This is a genomic window from Streptomyces sp. NBC_00271 (genome assembly GCF_036178845.1).
Lineage (GTDB): Bacteria > Actinomycetota > Actinomycetes > Streptomycetales > Streptomycetaceae > Streptomyces.
The window spans coordinates 9,710,054-9,726,987 of sequence record NZ_CP108070.1 but is presented as its reverse complement, the minus strand read 5'-3'; the positions used below and the strand labels follow the sequence as shown (position 1 = coordinate 9,726,987).

At 70.5% G+C, this 16,934-nt stretch carries 14 protein-coding genes; 4 read left to right on the top strand and 10 right to left on the bottom strand.

Annotation, left to right across the window (positions count from 1 at the left end):
• Positions 1 to 21 precede the first annotated feature (21 nt).
• Positions 22 to 996 (top strand): FAD-dependent oxidoreductase, encoded by a 975-nt coding sequence (locus tag OG798_RS44250; protein WP_267063601.1) that lies wholly within the window; start codon positions 22 to 24, stop codon positions 994 to 996.
• Between the two features lie 13 nt (positions 997 to 1,009).
• On the opposite strand, the gene OG798_RS44245 is transcribed toward OG798_RS44250, so the two are convergent.
• Entirely contained in the window at positions 1,010 to 2,971 is a 1,962-nt protein-coding gene (locus tag OG798_RS44245) for a Xaa-Pro dipeptidyl-peptidase (RefSeq protein WP_328758904.1), read from the bottom strand.
• A 180-nt stretch (positions 2,972 to 3,151) separates the two neighbouring features.
• Here OG798_RS44245 and OG798_RS44240 point away from each other — a divergent pair, with 180 nt between their 5' ends.
• Positions 3,152 to 4,633: a M1 family metallopeptidase gene (locus tag OG798_RS44240; RefSeq protein ID WP_328758901.1), complete on the top strand. Its 1,482-nt coding sequence runs from the start codon at positions 3,152 to 3,154 to the stop codon at positions 4,631 to 4,633.
• Between the two features lie 95 nt (positions 4,634 to 4,728).
• On the opposite strand, the gene OG798_RS44235 is transcribed toward OG798_RS44240, so the two are convergent.
• From OG798_RS44235 to OG798_RS44225, 3 genes are all read right to left on the bottom strand, one after another.
• Complete coding sequence (locus OG798_RS44235; protein ID WP_095851362.1) at positions 4,729 to 5,205, bottom strand: F0F1 ATP synthase subunit B family protein; 477 nt, start codon at positions 5,203 to 5,205, stop codon at positions 4,729 to 4,731.
• A 134-nt stretch (positions 5,206 to 5,339) separates the two neighbouring features.
• On the bottom strand, positions 5,340 to 5,819 hold the full coding sequence (locus OG798_RS44230; protein ID WP_121414226.1) for a macro domain-containing protein: 480 nt from the start codon (positions 5,817 to 5,819) through the stop codon (positions 5,340 to 5,342).
• 43 nt (positions 5,820 to 5,862) lie between these two features.
• Complete coding sequence (locus OG798_RS44225) at positions 5,863 to 7,329, bottom strand: amino acid permease (protein WP_097223928.1); 1,467 nt, start codon at positions 7,327 to 7,329, stop codon at positions 5,863 to 5,865.
• A 266-nt stretch (positions 7,330 to 7,595) separates the two neighbouring features.
• On the opposite strand from OG798_RS44225, the gene OG798_RS44220 reads away from it, so the two are divergent.
• The gene (locus OG798_RS44220; RefSeq protein ID WP_328758899.1) at positions 7,596 to 8,357 is read left to right on the top strand and encodes a MerR family transcriptional regulator; all 762 of its coding nucleotides are present in this window, start codon (positions 7,596 to 7,598) and stop codon (positions 8,355 to 8,357) included.
• A gap of 51 nt (positions 8,358 to 8,408) precedes the next feature.
• On the opposite strand, the gene OG798_RS44215 is transcribed toward OG798_RS44220, so the two are convergent.
• Genes OG798_RS44215 through OG798_RS44195 form a run of 5 tightly spaced genes read right to left on the bottom strand, consistent with a single transcriptional unit; the run spans position 8,409 to position 15,223 of the window.
• A complete protein-coding gene (locus OG798_RS44215) occupies positions 8,409 to 10,583 on the bottom strand; it encodes a 3-hydroxyacyl-CoA dehydrogenase NAD-binding domain-containing protein (protein ID WP_097223930.1) in 2,175 nt (724 codons plus the stop codon).
• 58 nt (positions 10,584 to 10,641) lie between these two features.
• Positions 10,642 to 11,856, bottom strand: coding sequence for an acetyl-CoA C-acetyltransferase (locus OG798_RS44210; protein ID WP_097223931.1), 1,215 nt, complete (start codon positions 11,854 to 11,856; stop codon positions 10,642 to 10,644).
• 30 nt (positions 11,857 to 11,886) lie between these two features.
• Entirely contained in the window at positions 11,887 to 13,029 is a 1,143-nt protein-coding gene (locus OG798_RS44205) for an acyl-CoA dehydrogenase family protein (protein ID WP_095851368.1), read from the bottom strand.
• Positions 13,030 to 13,043: 14 nt separating this feature from the next.
• Positions 13,044 to 14,057 carry an LLM class F420-dependent oxidoreductase gene (locus OG798_RS44200; protein ID WP_095851369.1) on the bottom strand — a complete coding sequence of 338 codons (1,014 nt, stop codon included), beginning with the start codon at positions 14,055 to 14,057 and terminating at the stop codon, positions 13,044 to 13,046.
• Entirely contained in the window at positions 14,057 to 15,223 is a 1,167-nt protein-coding gene (locus OG798_RS44195; protein ID WP_257016446.1) for a CaiB/BaiF CoA transferase family protein, read from the bottom strand. Before OG798_RS44195 ends, OG798_RS44200 begins: the two co-directional genes overlap by 1 nt.
• Before the next feature lie 296 nt (positions 15,224 to 15,519).
• Between OG798_RS44195 and OG798_RS44190 the strand changes: the two genes are divergently transcribed.
• On the top strand, positions 15,520 to 16,692 hold the full coding sequence (locus tag OG798_RS44190; protein WP_328758898.1) for a saccharopine dehydrogenase family protein: 1,173 nt from the start codon (positions 15,520 to 15,522) through the stop codon (positions 16,690 to 16,692).
• Positions 16,693 to 16,734: 42 nt separating this feature from the next.
• Here the strand turns inward: OG798_RS44190 and mmpA are convergent, their stop codons facing one another.
• Positions 16,735 to 16,881, bottom strand: a complete 147-nt coding sequence (gene mmpA, locus OG798_RS44185; RefSeq protein ID WP_162489330.1) for a morphogenic membrane protein MmpA — start codon at positions 16,879 to 16,881, stop codon at positions 16,735 to 16,737.
• Positions 16,882 to 16,934 lie beyond the last annotated feature (53 nt).

Sequence of the window (16,934 nt, the reverse complement as noted above, 5' to 3'; positions counted from 1 at the left end):
ATATTCCGCTAACGTCCCGGCATGGACAACGCGCCCAGCGGTGACGTGATCGTGGTCGGAAGCGGTGTCGTCGGTTTGACGACGGCGATCGTCCTGGCCGAGCGCGGCCGGCGGGTACGGGTGTGGGCGCGGGAGTCCGGCGAGCTGACCACCTCGGCCGTTGCCGGCGCGCTGTGGTGGCCGTACCGCATCCGGCCGAAGGCGCTCGCGGGCGAATGGGCTCTGCAATCACTCTCCGTGTACGAGGAGTTGGCGGCCCGGCCCCGGGAGACGGGCGTACGCCTGGTCGAGGGCGTACAGGGCGAGACGCGGCTGGACGCGCTGGAGCCGTGGGCCGCCCGGGTGCCGGGGCTGCGCGCGGCGACGCCCGAGGAGTACGCGGGTACGGGGCTGTGGGCGCGGCTGCCGCTGATCGACATGCCGGTGCATCTGCGCTGGCTGCGCGAGCGGTTCCTGCGGGCGGGCGGGACGATCGAGACACGGACGGTGACGGATCTCGCGGAGGTCGAGGCGCCGGTCGTCGTCAACTGCACGGGGCTTGGCGCCCGCACGCTCGTACCGGATCCGGCCGTACGGCCCGTGCGCGGGCAGCTCGTGGTCGTGGAGAACCCCGGGGTCCATACCTGGCTCGTGTCGACGGACTCGGACGCCGGGACGACCACCTATGTGTTCCCGCACCCGGACCGGCTCGTGCTGGGTGGTACGACCGACGACGATGACTGGTCGCTCACGCCGGATCCGGCGGCGGCCGAAGCGATCGTCGAACGGTGTGTGGCACTGCGGCCGGAGATCGCCGGGGCGCGCGTGCTGGGCCATCGGGTGGGGCTGCGGCCGGTGCGTGACACGGTCCGGCTGGAGCGTGAAGTACTGCCCGACGGGCGGGTGTTGGTGCATCACTACGGTCATGGCGGCGCGGGCGTCACGGTGGCCTGGGGCTGTGCGCGGGAGGCGGCCGGGCTCGCGCTGGGCGAGGAACCGGCCGCCGTGCGCCCTTGAGGGGGTCAGTGGATCAGCGGGTCTCCCCCGGGACCCGGAGGGCACTGCTCGGATCGCGTACGCCGTCGAGGCCGGCCGTGCTCGCGGCGGCGGCGGAGCCCGTGGTCGCCCTGGTGAAGGCCTTGGCGCCGCCGACAAACGGCACGCGGGCGGACGTACGGGACAGGTCCAGTGTGAGGGTCGGAGTGGTCGACGGCGGGTCGATGAGGTCCTTGTCGGTGCCCGCGACGATCAGGGCGAGCCGGTGGCCCGCCGGGACGACGTGGTCGGTGGCGGCCAGGTCGAGCGTGATCGTGTACGCCTTGCCCGGGGTGAGCGGGACGCCCTTGAGGTCGGAGGCGTAGTTGCCGAGGTCGGCCCAGCCGCGGCTGAGGACCGTGGCGGCGACGTCGGTCTTCTTCGCCTGGGTGACCTTGTAGCAGGAGCTGTCGCCGGTCGTGCTCGGGCCCCAGCAGGTGCGGTCGGTGAGGGTGGTGATGCCCTCGCCGCCGTCGGCGTAGTCGCGGATGGTGTCCGGGCCCAGGTCGACCAGGACCGCGGAGAGGTGGGCGGTCGAGGTGGTCGGCGTGGCGGTGACGGTCACCTTGGAGGAGCCGGACAGACGCAGGTCCTGGGTCAGCGGCTTGGTGACGAACCCGGCCTTCTCGGGGGTGGACCGGTCGATGTGGGCGGCCCAGTCGGTCTCGCTCAGCTGCGGGTCGTCGGTGAAGGTCTCGGTTCCGGAGCCCGTACGCAGGCCGAGGGTGCCGACGCCCGCCTGGGTGCCGGTGCCGGGGCGCAGTGTCGTCGTCTGCGTCCCGCGGGGCGGCCAGACGCCGGCGGTGGCCCACTGGTCGGGGTGGCGCTCGATGTCGGCCATGGGCTCGTCGTCGATGCCGTTGTCGTAGCCGAGGAGTTCGTGGTCGAACCAGCGGTGCAGGGTGTCGACCCAGGCGGTACGGCGGAAGTCGAAGGGGTCGACATGGCCGGTCTGGGAGAGCCAGATCTTGCGCTCGACGCCGTTCTTGGCGAGGGCACTCCACCACTGGCCGAAGTTCTTGGTGCGGACGTTGAGGTCCTGCATGCCGTGCACCAGGAAGACACTCGCCCTGACCTTGCTCGCGTCCTTCACGTAGTCGCGCTCGGTCCAGAACTTGGTCCAGTCACCGGTGCGCGGCGCCCCGTCGACGAGCTTCTGCTGCACGGCGGCGCACTTGGCGGTGGCCTCGGGGCTGTCGACGTAGCCGGAGAGCCAGTCCGGGCCCGAGTCGTACAGCGGGGCGCCCTTGGCGAAGTAGTAGTCGTACCAGGAGGAGATGGCGCTGATCGGCACGATGGTCTTCAGGCCCTCGACGCCGGTCGCGGCGACACCGTTGGCGATGGTGCCGTCCCAGCTCTTGCCGATCATGCCGGTTCTGCCGTTGGTCCAGGTCGCCTTGGCCCGGTCGGCGCCGGTACGCGTCGTGTAGCCCTTGGCCCGGCCGTTGAGCCAGTCGACCACGGCTTTCGCGGACTGGATGTCGGAGCGGCCGCCGACGTCCACACAGCCGTCCGAGCGATTGGTTCCGGCCAGGTCGACGCCGACGAAGGCGTAGCCGCGCGGCACGAAGTAGTTGTCGTAGAACAGCGGCATCTGGACGACGTCGCCGTTCGCGTCGTACGTCTTGAGCTGGCTCTCGTTGCCGCGCCCGCAGCAGGAGTAGTACGGGCTGGCGTCCATGATCACGGGAACCTTGCGGCCCTGCTGGGCGAGTTCGCGGGGCCGGACGATGTCGACGGCGACGCGGTCGGTCTTCCCGTCGCCGTCGCCGTCGAGCCCGGTGTCCACCCAGACGGACTCACGGATCGCGTTCTCGTACGAGTAGACCGGGGTGCTCTCCCGGGGCGCGCCGTGTGCGGCGGCGGGGGCGAGGAAGACGGCCATCAGGGCGGCGGTGGCCGCCGTCGCGAGCGATCTCCAGGTCGTGAAGCGCATACGGCGCGCTGGTTTCGGCATGCGCGGAAGGTACCCCGGTCAACTCCGGTACAAAAGAGGGTCCGTGGAGGCAGCCGGGCCCGAATCGGTCATGTCGGCCGAATGGCGATCGTGTGACAGGAGGGGCGATGGACAGGGTGACGGCACAGGGAGTCAATAGGCTCCGAACCGTCCTCGTTACCCCACGACTTGGAGCTCTCCGTGCACCGCAGACTCATCGCCCCGGGCGCGCTCGCCGCCTCCCTGCTGCTGGCGATCCCGGCATCGGCGGCGGACTACACCCCCGGGGCGCCCGGTATCGGCGACCCCTACTACCCGGCCTACGGCAACGGCGGATACGACGTCTCGCACTACGACCTGCGGCTCCAGTACCAGCCGGCCACCGACGAGTTGCAGGGAACGGCGACCCTCCTGGCCACCACCACGCAGGACCTCTCACGCTTCGACCTCGACTTCCTGCTCGATGTGAGCGAGGTGCGGGTCAACGGGGCGAAGGCCTCGTTCACCACCTCGGGCCAGCACGAGCTGGAGATCACCCCGGCGACTGAGCTGCCGAAGGGCACGCCCGTCACGGTCGTCGTCCGTTACAGCGGGGTGCCGTCGACGAAGAGCGCGTACGGCTTCTCGACCTGGCACCGCACTGCGGACGGGGCCGTCGCGGCGGACGAGCCCGAGTCGGCCTGGTGGTGGTTCCCCAGCAACGACCATCCGAGCGACAAGGCCACGTACGACGTCTCGGTGGCCGTGCCGGACGGTACGCAGGCGATCTCCAACGGCACGCTCCAGTCGACGAGTTCACGGCTCGGCTGGACCCGCTACAACTGGCGGTCCAACAAGCCGCAGGCGACCTATCTCGCCACACTCGCCATCGGAAAGTTCGACATCACGACGGGCACGACGTCCGGCGGCGTCCCGGTCGTCAACGCGTACAGCAAGGACCTCGGCGACAACGACGGGGCCGCGCGGGCGAGCGTCGAGCGGACCGGGGAGATCGTCGACTGGCTGACCGGCTACTTCGGCCCGTACCCCTTCAGCTCGGTGGGCGGATACGTGCCGAACACCACCACCGGGTACGCGCTGGAGACCCAGACCCGCGTCTACTACAGCCCCCGGCAGTTCGCGAACGGCTCCAACACCTCCGTGGTCGTCCATGAGCTGGCGCACCAGTGGTACGGCGACGACGTGTCCTTGAAGGGCTGGAAGGACATCTGGATCAACGAGGGCTTCGCGCGGTACGCGCAGTGGCTGTGGTCCGAGCACGAGGGTGAGGGGACGGCGCAGGAGCTCGCGGACTACGTGTACGCCTCGCATCCGGCGGACGACGCCTTCTGGAAGGTCGCGCCGGGTGACCCCGGTCCGGACAACCAGTTCGACACCGCGGTCTACGACCGCGGGGCGGTGGCGGTGCAGGCGCTGCGCAACGAGGTCGGGGACGACACGTTCTTCGCCATCCTGAAGGGGTGGCCGCGGGAGCACGCGTACGGGAACGCGTCGGTCGCGGACTTCCAGAAATACGCGGAGAAGGTGTCCGGCAAGTCGCTCGCCACGCTCTTCGACACCTGGCTGTTCGAGCCGTCGAAGCCGGCGGCGCCCGCGGCGCGGGGTGCGTCGATCGCGGTGGCCCCGGCGCAACCGAGGTCGTGGAAGAAGATCGCGGCGACCGATTCCGTCCACTCCGGCTGAACCGGCACCGCGGGCCCCTCAGCGAGGCCGTCGCCCACTCGCCCGCCCCTCTCCCTTTCCGGGGCGGGTGAGTGGGGGCCGTTCACGTACGGGCGTCAGTTGCCCTGCTCCACCGGGGCCGCGATCCGCTCGCCCACGATGCGGCTCGCCAGCTCCGAGGCCAACTCCGATACGGACATACGCAGTTCGACGTCGGCCGCCGCGCACTCGGACTCGATGCGGGCGCGACCGTCGGCCACCACGGCGTCACGTTCGCGTTGCCCGTCCGCGCGGGCCTCGGCGATCAGGGCGGAGCCCTGCTCGAGGGCCTGCTGACGGATGCGGGCGGCTTCGTGGCGGGCCTCGGCCAACAGGGCCTCGGTCCCGAGACGCTCACTCTCGGCGCGGGCGCGCACGGCTTCGGCGCGCTCCTTGGCGCCGTTGATCGCGTCGTCCCGCAGTTCGAGCGCCCGGTTCATCCGCGGGAGCACGCGGGAGACGAGCACGTAGATGAAGGCGAACAGCGCCAAGGCGTAGCCCAGGTCCTGAACCTTCGGGTTGAGTGGACCTATCGGGTAGGGGATGAGTTCCATGGCCGTGACTTACCCGCTCATGCGTGCGGACCAACGCGCATCTGCGCCAGAGTTGACCGAAAACAGCCCCTCCGACCGACCCCGGTGGCCCGCCGTCGGCGCGAGAAAACGCGCGCCCACCCTTCGGGCCCCGCTCACTCCCCGTGGTCGTACACCGTCACCGCCACCCCCCGCTCCGCCAGCCGTCGCATGATGAGCGGCTCCACCCGGGACCAGTTGCCGCCGGCCAGACCGCAGCCGATGCGGGGCATGTGGACGGACGCGTCGAGTTCGGCGGCCTTGGTCGCCACGTGGGCGAGGCCCGCATCGATCGCCTCGTAGCGGACGGGGACCCCCTTGCTGCCCGTCCGAGTGCCCCGCTGGCCTATCAGGTTCGCCACCCACACATACTTCTCGACCTGGACGAACTGGGTCGCGCCCAGCCCGAAGTCGTTGTGCGCCCGGTCCCGGTGCCACGCCCGGTACGCCGCCTCCGGCTCGGGCCAGCGGCGGGAGAGGGCAAGGACGAAGCCCTTCCCCCAGCCCCCGATGTCATTGCAGACATGGACGATCAGCTTGACGCCCTTGACCGACGGAACGGTGGCGTCACCCCGGACATACGTGATCCCCGACATGACGCCACCGTAGGCGCCGCCACTGACAACGGCGTCCGACCTGCTACTTCGTCAGCTCGCTCAGTTCCTGGTCGGTGGCCCTCGAGACCCGGTGGCGGATCGCGAACCAGCCGCCGACCAACAGGGCCGCGATCACCGGGATGAGGAGCAGGGTCTTGCGGCCGACCTCGGGGTCGTTCCCCATCAGGCCGAGCACGGCCAGCAGGAAGGCGATGGTGACGATCTCGGTCACGGGGCTGCCGGGAAGCCGGAAGGACGGGCGGCTGAGCAGGCCCTCCTTGGCGCGGCGGACGAACACCAGGTGACAGACCATGATGATCACCCAGGTGCTGATGATGCCCAGGGACGCCACGTTCAGGACGATCTCGAAGGCCTGGCTGGGCATGAGGTAGTTCAGGCCGACGCCGAGCACACACACCGCGCAGGTGAGCAGGATGCCGCCGTACGGGACCTGGTTGCGGTTCATCTTCGCGGTGAACCGGGGCGCGGAGCCCGCCATCGCCATGGAGCGCAGAATGCGGCCGGTGGAGTACAGGCCGGAGTTCAGGGACGACATGGCCGCGGTGAGGACGACCAGGTTCATGACGTCACCGGCACCCTGGACGCCGATCTTCGACAGGACGGTGACGAAGGGGCTCTCGTCGGCCGAGTAGACCGAACCGGGCAGCAGCAGCGCGAGCAGCACGACCGAGCCGACGTAGAACAGGCCCACGCGCCACATGATCGAGTTCACCGCGCGCGGGACGACCTTCTCCGGCGCGGCGGTCTCGCCCGCGGCGACGCCGACCAGCTCCAGGGCCGCGTACGCGAAGATCACGCCCTGCATCACCAGGACGACCGGCATGATCCCGTGCGGGAGCAGACCGCCGTGATCCGTGATGACGCTCAGGCCGGGCTTCTGGCCGCCCACGTCGTGGTGCGTGGCCAGCAGGAAGATGCCGACCAGCATGAAGGAGACGAGGGTGGCGACCTTGACGATCGCGAACCAGAACTCCATCTCGCCGAAGATCTTCACCGAGATCAGGTTGACGGCCAGGACCACCGCGAGGGCGATCAGCGCCAGCACCCACTGCGGGATGTCGGTGAAGAAGCTCCAGTAGTGCGTGTAGAGCGCGATCGCGGTGATGTCGGCGATGCCGGTCGTCGACCAGTTGAGGAAGTACATCCACCCGGCGACGTACGCGCCCTTCTCGCCGAGGAACTCGCGCGCGTACGACACGAAGGACCCGGAGGACGGCCGGTAGAGGACCAGCTCGCCGAGCGCGCGCACGACGAAGAAGGCGAAGACTCCGCAGACGAGGTAGGCGATCGCCAGCGCGGGTCCCGCGTTGTGGAGGCGGCCGCCGGCGCCGAGGAAGAGTCCCGTGCCGATCGCGCCGCCGATGGCGATCATGTTGACGTGGCGGGCCTTGAGGTCCTTGCTGTAACCGGCGTCGCCCGCGTCCGCGGGCGTGCGGGCCGCATCGGTCCGGGATGCGGCCTTGGCCGTGTCTACGGCGTCCTTGCTCACGCGTGGATCTACTCTCTGGTGCGCCCACGCACGGAGTACGCGGGTTTCCGGATGTGCCTCGGCCCGCACCACCCCTGACGCGGCGCAGACCAAGGAGCCACCTTCCCCGAGGGATCCCCCGGATGCGATGGCACAGCTCACACCGCGGAACATCTCACATGGTGATCAAAGGGTGCAGAACACGTCGACAGCGCTTTCACAGGACCGGTGAGACAGCAATACTGTTGCACCTGATCGCTGCACCATCGAAGGGGCGAGGACCTGCCATGACGACGGACACCGAGGAGCCGACGCTCACGGTCGACGAGCTGGCGGCACGCGCGGGCCTCACGGTCCGTACGGTCCGCTTCTACAGTTCCAAGGGGCTGCTCCCGCCGCCCGTGATCGGACCCCGCCGGGTGGGGCACTACAGCCAGGAGCATCTGGCCCGGCTCGCGCTCATCGAGGAGCTGCAGCGCCAGGGCATGACGCTGGCCGCGATCGAGCGCCATCTCCAGCAGCTGCCGGCCGACCTGAGCGCCCAGGATCTCGCCCTTCACCGTGCCGTGGTCGCCTCCTGGGCGCCGGACGCGGCGGAGGACGTGACACGCGAGGAACTGGAACGGCGGGCCGGCCGCCGCCTGGGCGCAGAGGACCTGGAGCGGCTGGTCGCGATGAACATCATCGAGCGGGCCGAGGGCACACCCGACAGCTTGGACGGCTCGGACTCCCCGGCCTCCCCGGACTCTCTGGCCTCCCCGGACTCCTTCCGCGTGGACCCGGCGCTGCTGGCGCTCGGCGTCCAGCTCCTCGACGTACCGCTCGCGCACGAGTCGATCCTCGCCGCGCGCGGCGTCCTGCTGGAGCACTCCCGCGCGGCGGCACGCGAGCTGTCCGCCTTGCTCCGCGAGGCGGTGGGCGAGCACGAGTCGGTGGCGGCGGTGAAGTCCCTGTCGGCCCACATGCAGCCGCTGGTGGTGCAGGCGCTGCTGACCACGTTCCAGCGCTCCCTGAAGGCGGAGCTGCGGGAGTGGCTCAAGGAGTCCTGAGCCGCTGAGGACTCCTGAGCCACACCCGCGCGCCGCCTGCTCTGCGATACGTCAGCTGTCGCTGAACCTCTCGCCCTTCTCCGCCTTCTCGACGAGCAGCGCGGGCGGCGTGAACCGCTCCCCGTAGCGCTCGGCGAGTTCACGCGCGCGCGCCACGAATCCGGACAGACCTCCGTCGTAGCCGTTGATGTACTGGAGCACGCCGCCGGTCCAGCCCGGGAAGCCGATCCCGAAGATGGACCCGATGTTGGCGTCGGCGACGGACGTCAGCACGCCCTCCTCCAGCAGCCGGACGGTGTCCAGCGCCTCGGAGAAGAGCATGCGCTCCTGCATGTCCTTGAACGGGATCTCGTGGCCGGGCTTGGTGTAGTGCTCGCGCAGGCCGGGCCAGAGCTTGCCGCGCTTGCCGTCCGCGCCGTACTCGTAGAAGCCCGCGCCGCCGCTGCGTCCGGTGCGGCCGAACTCGTCGACCATGCGGTCGATGACTGCCTCCGCCGGGTGCGTCTGCCAGGTGCCGCCCGCCTCCTCGACGGCCTGCTTGGACTCCTTGCGGATCTTGCGCGGCAGGGTGAGCGTCAGCTCGTCCATCAGGGAGAGGACCTTGGCCGGGTAGCCCGCCTGGGCAGCCGCCTGCTCGACGGACGCGGGCTCGATGCCCTCGCCGACCATCGCGACGCCCTCGTTGATGAAGTGGCCGATGACGCGGGAGGTGAAGAAGCCGCGCGAGTCGTTGACGACGATCGGGGTCTTCTTGATCTGCCGTACGAGGTCGAAGGCGCGCGCCAGTGCCTCGTCGCCGCTCCGATCGCCCTTGATGATCTCGACGAGCGGCATCTTGTCGACGGGCGAGAAGAAGTGCAGTCCGATGAAGTCGTCCTGCCGCTCCACACCCTCGGCCAGCACGGTGATCGGCAGGGTCGAGGTGTTGGAGCACAGCAGCGCGTCGGGCTCGACGACGTTCTGGATCTCCTGGAACACCTTGTGCTTGAGGGCCGTGTCCTCGAAGACGGCCTCGATCACGGCGTCGCAGCCGGCCAGGTCGTTCGGGTCGGCGGTGGGCGTGATGCGGGCGAGCAGCTCGTCGGCCTTCTCCTGCGTCGTACGGCCCCGGGAGACGGCCTTCGCGCAGAGCTTCTCGGAGTAGGCCTTGCCCTTGGCCGCCGCCTCCGCCGACACGTCCTTCAGGACGACGTCGATGCCGGCGCGGGCGCAGGAGTAGGCGATGCCCGCGCCCATCATCCCCGCCCCGAGGACGGCGACCTTGCGCACCTTGCGCGGTTCGATGCCCTGGGGACGGTTGGCGCCGGAGTTGACCGCCTGGAGGTCGAAGAAGAACGCCTGGATCATGTTCTTCGAGGTCTGCCCGGTGACCAGCTCGGTGAAGTAGCGGGCCTCGATGACCTGCGCGGTCTCGAAGTCGACCTGGGAGCCCTCCACGGCGGCCGCCATGATGTTGCGCGGGGCCGGGTAAGGGGCGCCGTTGAGTTGCTTCCTCAGGTTGGCCGGGAAGGCGGGCAGGTTGGCGGCGAACTTCGGGTTCGACGGCGTGCCGCCCGGGATCTTGTAGCCGGGCTTGTCCCAGGGCTGCCGCGACTCGGGGTTGGCGTTGATGAAGGCGCGCGCCTTGGCGAGCATCTCCTCGGAGGTGGCCGCCACTTCGTGGACGAGCCCGTTCTCCAGGGCCCGCTGCGGGGAGTACTGGGTGCCCTGGAGGAGCACCTTCAGCAGCGCGTCGGTGATGCCCATGAGGCGGACGGTGCGGGTGACGCCGCCGCCCGCGGGCAGCAGGCCGAGGGTGACCTCGGGCAGGCCGATCTTGGAGCCGGGGGCGTCGAGGGCGACGCGGTGGTGGGAGGCGAGGGCGATCTCGTAGCCGCCGCCGAGGGCCGCGCCGTTGATGGCCGCCACGACCGGCTTGCCCAGGGTCTCGATGCGGCGCAGGGAGGACTTGATGGCCATGCCGGTGTCGAAGGCGTCCTGGGCGTTCTCCGGACCTGCCTTGATCATGTCCTTGAGGTCGCCGCCCGCGAAGAAGGTCTTCTTGGCGGAGGTGTAGATGATGCCCCGGATGGAGTCCTTCTCGGTCTCGGCGCGTTCGGCGATCGCCGCGATCGAGTCCTTGAAGGCCTGGTTCATGGTGTTGGCGGACTGGTTGGGGTCGTCGAGGACGAGGGTGACGACACCGGTCTCGTCCTGTTCCCAGCGGATGGTGGTGCTCTCGGTCATGAGGAGGGTCTCCGTAGAAGCCGTTTAAGCCGTGGAAGTCTGGGGGTCCCGCCGGGGGTTACAGGCGCTCGACGATGGTCGCGATGCCCATGCCGCCGCCCACGCACAGCGTGGCGAGGCCGTAGCGCTTGTCCTGGCGCTCCAGTTCGTCGACGAGGCTGCCGAGGATCATCGCGCCCGTGGCGCCGAGCGGGTGGCCGAGCGCGATCGCGCCGCCGTTGACGTTGACCTTGTCGAGGGAGAGGCCCATGTCCTTCACGAAGCGCAGGACGACCGCGGCGAAGGCCTCGTTGATCTCCACGAGGTCGATGTCGTCGATGGTCAGCCCGGCCTTGGCGAGCGCCTTGCGGGTCGCGGGCGCGGGGCCGGTGAGCATGATGGTGGGCTCGGAGCCGGAGACGGCCGCGGCGACGATCCGCGCGCGGGGCGTGAGGCCGTAGCGCTCGCCGACCTCCTTGGAGCCGATGGCGACCAGGGAGGCGCCGTCGACGATGCCGGAGGAGTTGCCCGCGTGGTGGACGTGGTCGATCTCCTCGACCCAGTGGTACTTCTGCAGCGCCACGGCGTCGAAGCCGCCCAGCTCGCCGATGTCCGCGAACGAGGCCTTCAGCTTGCCGAGGGAGTCGGCGGTGGTGCCGGGGCGCATGTGCTCGTCGTGGTCGAGGACGACGAGCCCGCTTCGGTCCTTCACGGGGACGACGGACTTCTCGAAGCGGCCGTCCTTCCAGGCGGCGGCCGCGCGCTCCTGGGAGAGGGCCGCGTATTCGTCGACGTCCCGCCGGGAGAAGCCCTCGATGGTGGCGATGAGGTCGGCGCCGATGCCCTGCGGCACGAAGTTGGTGGCGATGTTGGTCATCGGGTCGGCGAACCAGGCGCCGCCGTCCGAGGCCATGGGCACACGGGACATCGACTCGACGCCGCCCGCGAGCACCAGGTCCTCCCAGCCGGAGCGGACCTTCATCGCGGCCAGGTTGACCGCTTCCAGGCCCGAGGCGCAGAAGCGGTTCTCCTGGACGCCGGCGACCGTGTCGGGCAGTCCGGCGGCGATCGCGGCGATCCGCGCGATGTCGGAGCCCTGGTCGCCGACCGGGCCCACGACACCGAGCACGATGTCGTCGATCGCGGCCGGGTCCAGGCCCGGCAAGCGGCGCTGGATCTCGTGGATGAGGCCGACGACCAGGTCGATGGGCTTGGTGCCGTGCAGGGCGCCGTTCGCCTTGCCGCGCCCGCGCGGGGTGCGGATCGCGTCGTACACGTACGCTTCGGTGCTCACTGATAAGCCTTTCGGGGAGGGTGCGGAGGATCAGCCGAGCAGGGAGCGGCCGATGATCTCCTTCATGATCTCTGTGGTCCCGCCGTAGATGGTCTGGATGCGGCCGTCGATGAAGGCCCTGGCGACGCGGTACTCCGTCATGTAGCCGTAGCCGCCGTGCAGCTGGAGGCAGCGGTCCGCGACGCGTTTTTGCAGTTCGGTGGCCCACCACTTGGCCATCGAGGCGTGCACGGCGTCGAGTTCGCCGTTCGTGTGGTCGACGACGCAGCGGTCGAGGAACGTACGGGTGACGGCGCACTCGGTCGCCATCTCGGCTATCTCGAAGCGGATGTGCTGGAGCTTGGACAGCGGGCGTCCGAAGGCCTCGCGCTCCTTGACGTACTGGGTGGTGATCTCCAGCAGGTACTCGGCCGCCGCGATCCCGGCGACGGCGATGCCCATGCGTTCCTGCGCGAGGTTCGTCATGAGGTGCACGAAGGCGCCGTTGAGCTCCCCGAGCAGGTTCTCCTTGGGGACGCGTACGTCGTGGAAGAACAGCTCGGCCGTGTCCTGCGCCTTCTGCCCGATCTTGTCGAGATTGCGGCCACGCTCGAAGCCTGCCATGCCGCGCTCGACGACGAGCAGAGACAGACCGTGGGCGCCGCCCTCCGGGGTCGTCTTCGCGACGACGATCACCAGGTCGGCGAGGATCCCGTTCGAGATGAAGGTCTTGGAGCCGTTGAGCAGCCAGTGGTCGCCCCGGTCCTCGGCGTGCGTCCTGATGCCCTGGAGGTCGGATCCGGCGCCCGGCTCGGTCATCGCGATCGCCGTGATGAGCGAACCGTCGCAGAACCCGGGCAGCCAGCGCCGCTTCTGCTCCTCGGTGGCCAGGTCCGTCAGATACGGCCCGATGATGTCGTTGTGCAGCCCGAGGGCAAGACCGGCGGCCCCCGCGCGCGTGAACTCCTCGGCGAGTACGGCGCTGTAACGGAAGTCGGCGTTGCCGCCGCCTCCGTACGCCTCCGGTACGGCGAGGCCGAGCAGCCCCTGTTTCCCGGCGGCGCGCCAGGCCTCGCGCGAGACGATGCCGTCCTTCTCCCACTGTTCGTAGTACGGCGTCACCTCCTTGGCGAGGAAGGTGCGCACGGTCTCCCGGAACGCGTCGTGCTCGGCGCCGAAAATCTGCCGCTTCATGCGCGAATGCCCTCCTAGAGCCAGCTCTTGACGGTCTCGACCAGCCGGGCCGGCTCCGGCCCCACGGGAGTGATGTTGAGCATGTCGACCCCGGCCTCCCGGAAGGCCTCGACACGCTCGCGCACATAGCTCTCCGGCCCGCACAGCGAGATCAGCTCGCAGAACTCGGCCGGTACGGCGGCCTCGGCCTCCTTCTTCCGACCGGAGAGGTACAGCTCCTGGATGAGCCGGGCCTCCTTCTCGTAGCCGTAGGCCACCGCGAGGTCGTTGTAGAAGTTCTTGCCGGGGGCGCCCATGCCGCCTACGTAGAGGGCGATTTTGGGGCGCGCGAGCTCCCGTACGGCCGCCGCGTCCTCGCCGATGGCGAGCAGGCCGCCCGCGACGGTCCGCAGCGGGCCGAGCGCCGGGTCCCGCAGTGCGGCGCCCTCCGCGAGGGGGCCGCCCCACACCTGGTGGGCCTTCTCCGGGATGAAGAGCGTGGGCAGCCAGCCGTCGGCGAGTTCGGCGGTCATCCGGACGTTGGCGGGGCCCAGGGAGGCCACGTACAGCGGGATGTCGGGGCGCACCGGCTTGGTGAGGAGCTTCAGGGGCTTGCCCAGGCCGCCGGGGCGGGGCATGTCGGTGATGCCGTGGTGGTCGATGACCTCGCGGCGCAGGATGCGGCGGGTCAGCTCGATGGCCTCGCGGGTGCGGCCCAGCGGCTTGTCGTACGCCTTCCCGTGCCAGCCCTCGACGACCTGCGGGCCCGAGGCACCGAGCCCCAGCATGGCGCGGCCGCCCGAGATCGCGTCGAGTCCGGCGGCGGTCTGCGCGAGGAGCGCCGGAGTGCGCGAGTAGACGTTGAGGATCCCGGAGCCGATCTTCATGCGCTCGGTGCGGGCGGCCAGATAGCCCATGATCGTGGGCGCGTCGAAGCCGTAGGCCTCCGCGACCCAGACGGCGTCCAGACCCGCGGACTCCAGGGCGGCCACCTCGTCGGCGGCCTGCCGGGGGTCGCCCGCGTAGTCGAGCGGGAGGGAGAGCTCCATCAGTCGCCGTCCTTCATCGAGTCGTCCTTCACGAGGTCGTGCCGCGTCAGCCGTGGTACGTCCCAGTCGCGGGCCACGTCCGCGGTGTCGGCGCCCGGCAGCGCGGGGCCGGTGCGGACGGATGTGCGGGTCAGGGAGAAGCGGGGCGCGGGGGCGGGCTGGGTGATGCCGCCGTGGTCGGTGAAGGTGCCGCGGGCGGCGAGGTGGGGGTGGGCCGGGGCCTCCCGCAGCGACAGGACGGGGGCCACGCAGGCGTCGGAGCCCTCGAAGACCGCGGTCCACTCGTCCCTGGTGCGGGTCTTGAAGCGGGCGGCGACCGCCTCGCGCAGCTCGCCCCAGCGGGCCAGGTCCTTGCGGGCGTCCGCGTACTCCTCGATGCCGAGCAGTTCCACGAACTCGGCGTAGAACTGCCGCTCCAGGGCGCCCACCGCCATGTACTTCCCGTCGGCCGTCTCGTACGTGCCGTAGTACGGGCAGCCGCCGTCCAGGAGGTTGGCGCCGCGCCGGTCCTGCCAGCCGCCCGCGGCGAGCATGCCGTGGATCATCGAGGCGAGGTGCGCGGCGCCGTCGACGATCGCCGTGTCCACGACCTGCCCGGCGCCGGTGGCGCGTGCGTGGTGGAGCGCGGCGAGGACGCCGACGACGAGATAGAGCGAGCCGCCCGCGTAGTCGCCGACGAGGTTCGCGGGGACCGTGGGCGGCTCGTCCGGCCTGCCGATCATGCCGAGGGTGCCGGTGAGCGCGATGTACGCGATGTCGTGCCCGGCACGCGAGGCGAGCGGGCCCTGCTGGCCCCAGCCGGTCATCCGGCCGTAGACGAGCCGGGGGTTGCGGGCGTGACAGGTCTCGGGGCCGACCCCGAGGCGCTCGGCGACGCCGGGGCGGTAGCCCTCGACGAGGATGTCCGCGCGTTCGACCAGATCGAGGACGCGGGCGGGACCGTCCTCGGCCTTCAGGTCGATCACGACCGACCGCTTGTTGCGGTTGGTGATGTCGTACTCCGGGTCGACGGCGAGCCCCGTGCCGCCGGGCCGGTCCACGCGGACGACGTCCGCGCCGAGGTCGGCGAGGAGCATGGCGGCGAACGGGCCGGGGCCGATGCCCGCCAGCTCCACCACGCGCACTCCGGCCAGCGGGCCGTACGCCGGCGTCCCTGCTACTGCCATCGAGCCCCCAGCACTGTGACACCACTGATGTGACATCAGAGATGTTAAGAACGTGTTCCACGCCGGGCAAGCCCCCAGCGAGCAAGCGCTTAGTTAAATCCCGGGTGTCGGATCATGCCGAAAGGGCATGAAACAGGGCACGTCAGCGACGTATGCCGGCGCAGGGCCGGCGTGCGTTCCCCTGCACGGCCACGGCCACCTCCGACCTCTATGTCGACCTCGTCGTTCGGCCGCTCGTACCTCACGCTAGCCTCAGCCACCGACAACGGCGCTTCGCGCACGACAGATGGGGTGTCATGAGCAGGCTGAACGGGACGGCTCGCACGTACGACATCGTGCTCTTCGGAGCCACCGGGTTCGTCGGGGCCCTCACCGCGGAGTACCTCGCCGCCCACGCGCCCGAGGGGCTGCGCTGGGCGATCGCGGGCCGCGACGAGGAAAAGCTGGCGCGGCTGCGGGAGCGGCTGTCCGGCGCCCCCGACGTGCTCCTGGCGGATGTCGCCGATCCGGCGTCGCTGCGCGACCTGGCCCGCGGCGCGCGCGTGGTGGCGACGACCGTCGGGCCGTACATACTGCACGGCGAGGAGCTGGTCGCCGCCTGCGCCGACGCGGGCACCGACTATCTGGACCTCACCGGCGAACCCGAGTTCGTGGACCTGATGTACGTCCGGCACGACGCACGGGCGCGGGAGACCGGGGCCCGCCTGGTGCACGCCTGCGGCTTCGACTCGATTCCGCACGACCTGGGCGCCTACTTCACGGTGCGGCAGCTGCCCGAGGACGTGCCGCTGCGGGTCGACGGTTTCGTCCGCGCCCAGGCGATGTTCTCGGGCGGCACGTTCGCCTCCGCGCTCACCCAGTTCGCGCGCGGGCGGCACATCCTGGCCGCGGCGCGGGATCGCGGGCGGCACGAACCACGGCTGGTCGGACGGCGGGCATACGCCCCGCTGAGCACGCCGCGGTTCGCCAAGGAGGTCGGGGCATGGGCGCTGCCGCTGCCCACCATCGACGCCCAGATCGTGCAGCGTTCGGCGCGCGTGCTGGAGCGCTACGGGCCCGACTTCCGCTACCGCCACTACGCGGCCGTCGAACGGCTGCCGGTCGCGCTGGGCGGGGTCACGGCCGTCGGCGCGGTGTTCGCCGCGGCCCAGGTGCCGCCCGCGCGACGCTGGCTGTCCGACCGGATCAAGCCGGGCGAGGGGCCCAGTGCCGCGCGGCGGGCGAAGAGCTGGTTCTCGGTGCGATTCGTGGGCGAGGGCGGCGGGCGCCGCGTGTTCACGGAGGTCGCGGGCGGCGACCCCGGCTACGGCGAGACCGCCAAGATGTTCGCGGAGTCCGCGCTGTCGCTCGCCTTCGACGACCTGCCGGAAACGGCCGGACAGGTCACGACGGCGGTGGCGATGGGCGACGCGCTCATCGAGCGGCTGCGCGGGGCGGGGATCACGTTCCGGGTGGCCGCGTCCCGGTAGGGCCGTCCTGAAGTCCTCTAGGCCCTGTCCGGCGGACAGGCCCTAGAGGGGCCAGCCCAGCACCGTGTAGATCATCCCGCCGATCCAGCCGACCCCGGCGAGGACGGAGAGGACCAGCGCGGCCATCACGGTGCGCTCGACGGGCTGGGTGGCGCCGGTGGCGGGCTTCGGGGAACGGTGCGTCGTCATGCGCAACAGCCTGCCGATCATGACGGCGCCCCCGCATCCGTACGGGTACTCAG

What these genes read in the sequence shown, in the direction of transcription:
- OG798_RS44250 (WP_267063601.1), top strand. Translation starts at nt 22, where the DNA reads ATGGACAACGCGCCCAGCGGTGACGTGATCGTGGTCGGAAGCGGTGTC.
- OG798_RS44245 (WP_328758904.1), bottom strand. Translation starts at nt 2,971, where the DNA reads ATGCCGAAACCAGCGCGCCGTATGCGCTTCACGACCTGGAGATCGCTC.
- OG798_RS44235 (WP_095851362.1), bottom strand. Translation starts at nt 5,205, where the DNA reads ATGGAACTCATCCCCTACCCGATAGGTCCACTCAACCCGAAGGTTCAG.
- OG798_RS44230 (WP_121414226.1), bottom strand. Translation starts at nt 5,819, where the DNA reads ATGTCGGGGATCACGTATGTCCGGGGTGACGCCACCGTTCCGTCGGTC.
- OG798_RS44220 (WP_328758899.1), top strand. Translation starts at nt 7,596, where the DNA reads ATGACGACGGACACCGAGGAGCCGACGCTCACGGTCGACGAGCTGGCG.
- OG798_RS44215 (WP_097223930.1), bottom strand. Translation starts at nt 10,583, where the DNA reads ATGACCGAGAGCACCACCATCCGCTGGGAACAGGACGAGACCGGTGTC.
- OG798_RS44205 (WP_095851368.1), bottom strand. Translation starts at nt 13,029, where the DNA reads ATGAAGCGGCAGATTTTCGGCGCCGAGCACGACGCGTTCCGGGAGACC.
- OG798_RS44200 (WP_095851369.1), bottom strand. Translation starts at nt 14,057, where the DNA reads ATGGAGCTCTCCCTCCCGCTCGACTACGCGGGCGACCCCCGGCAGGCC.
- OG798_RS44195 (WP_257016446.1), bottom strand. Translation starts at nt 15,223, where the DNA reads ATGGCAGTAGCAGGGACGCCGGCGTACGGCCCGCTGGCCGGAGTGCGC.
- OG798_RS44190 (WP_328758898.1), top strand. Translation starts at nt 15,520, where the DNA reads ATGAGCAGGCTGAACGGGACGGCTCGCACGTACGACATCGTGCTCTTC.
- mmpA (WP_162489330.1), bottom strand. Translation starts at nt 16,881, where the DNA reads ATGACGACGCACCGTTCCCCGAAGCCCGCCACCGGCGCCACCCAGCCC.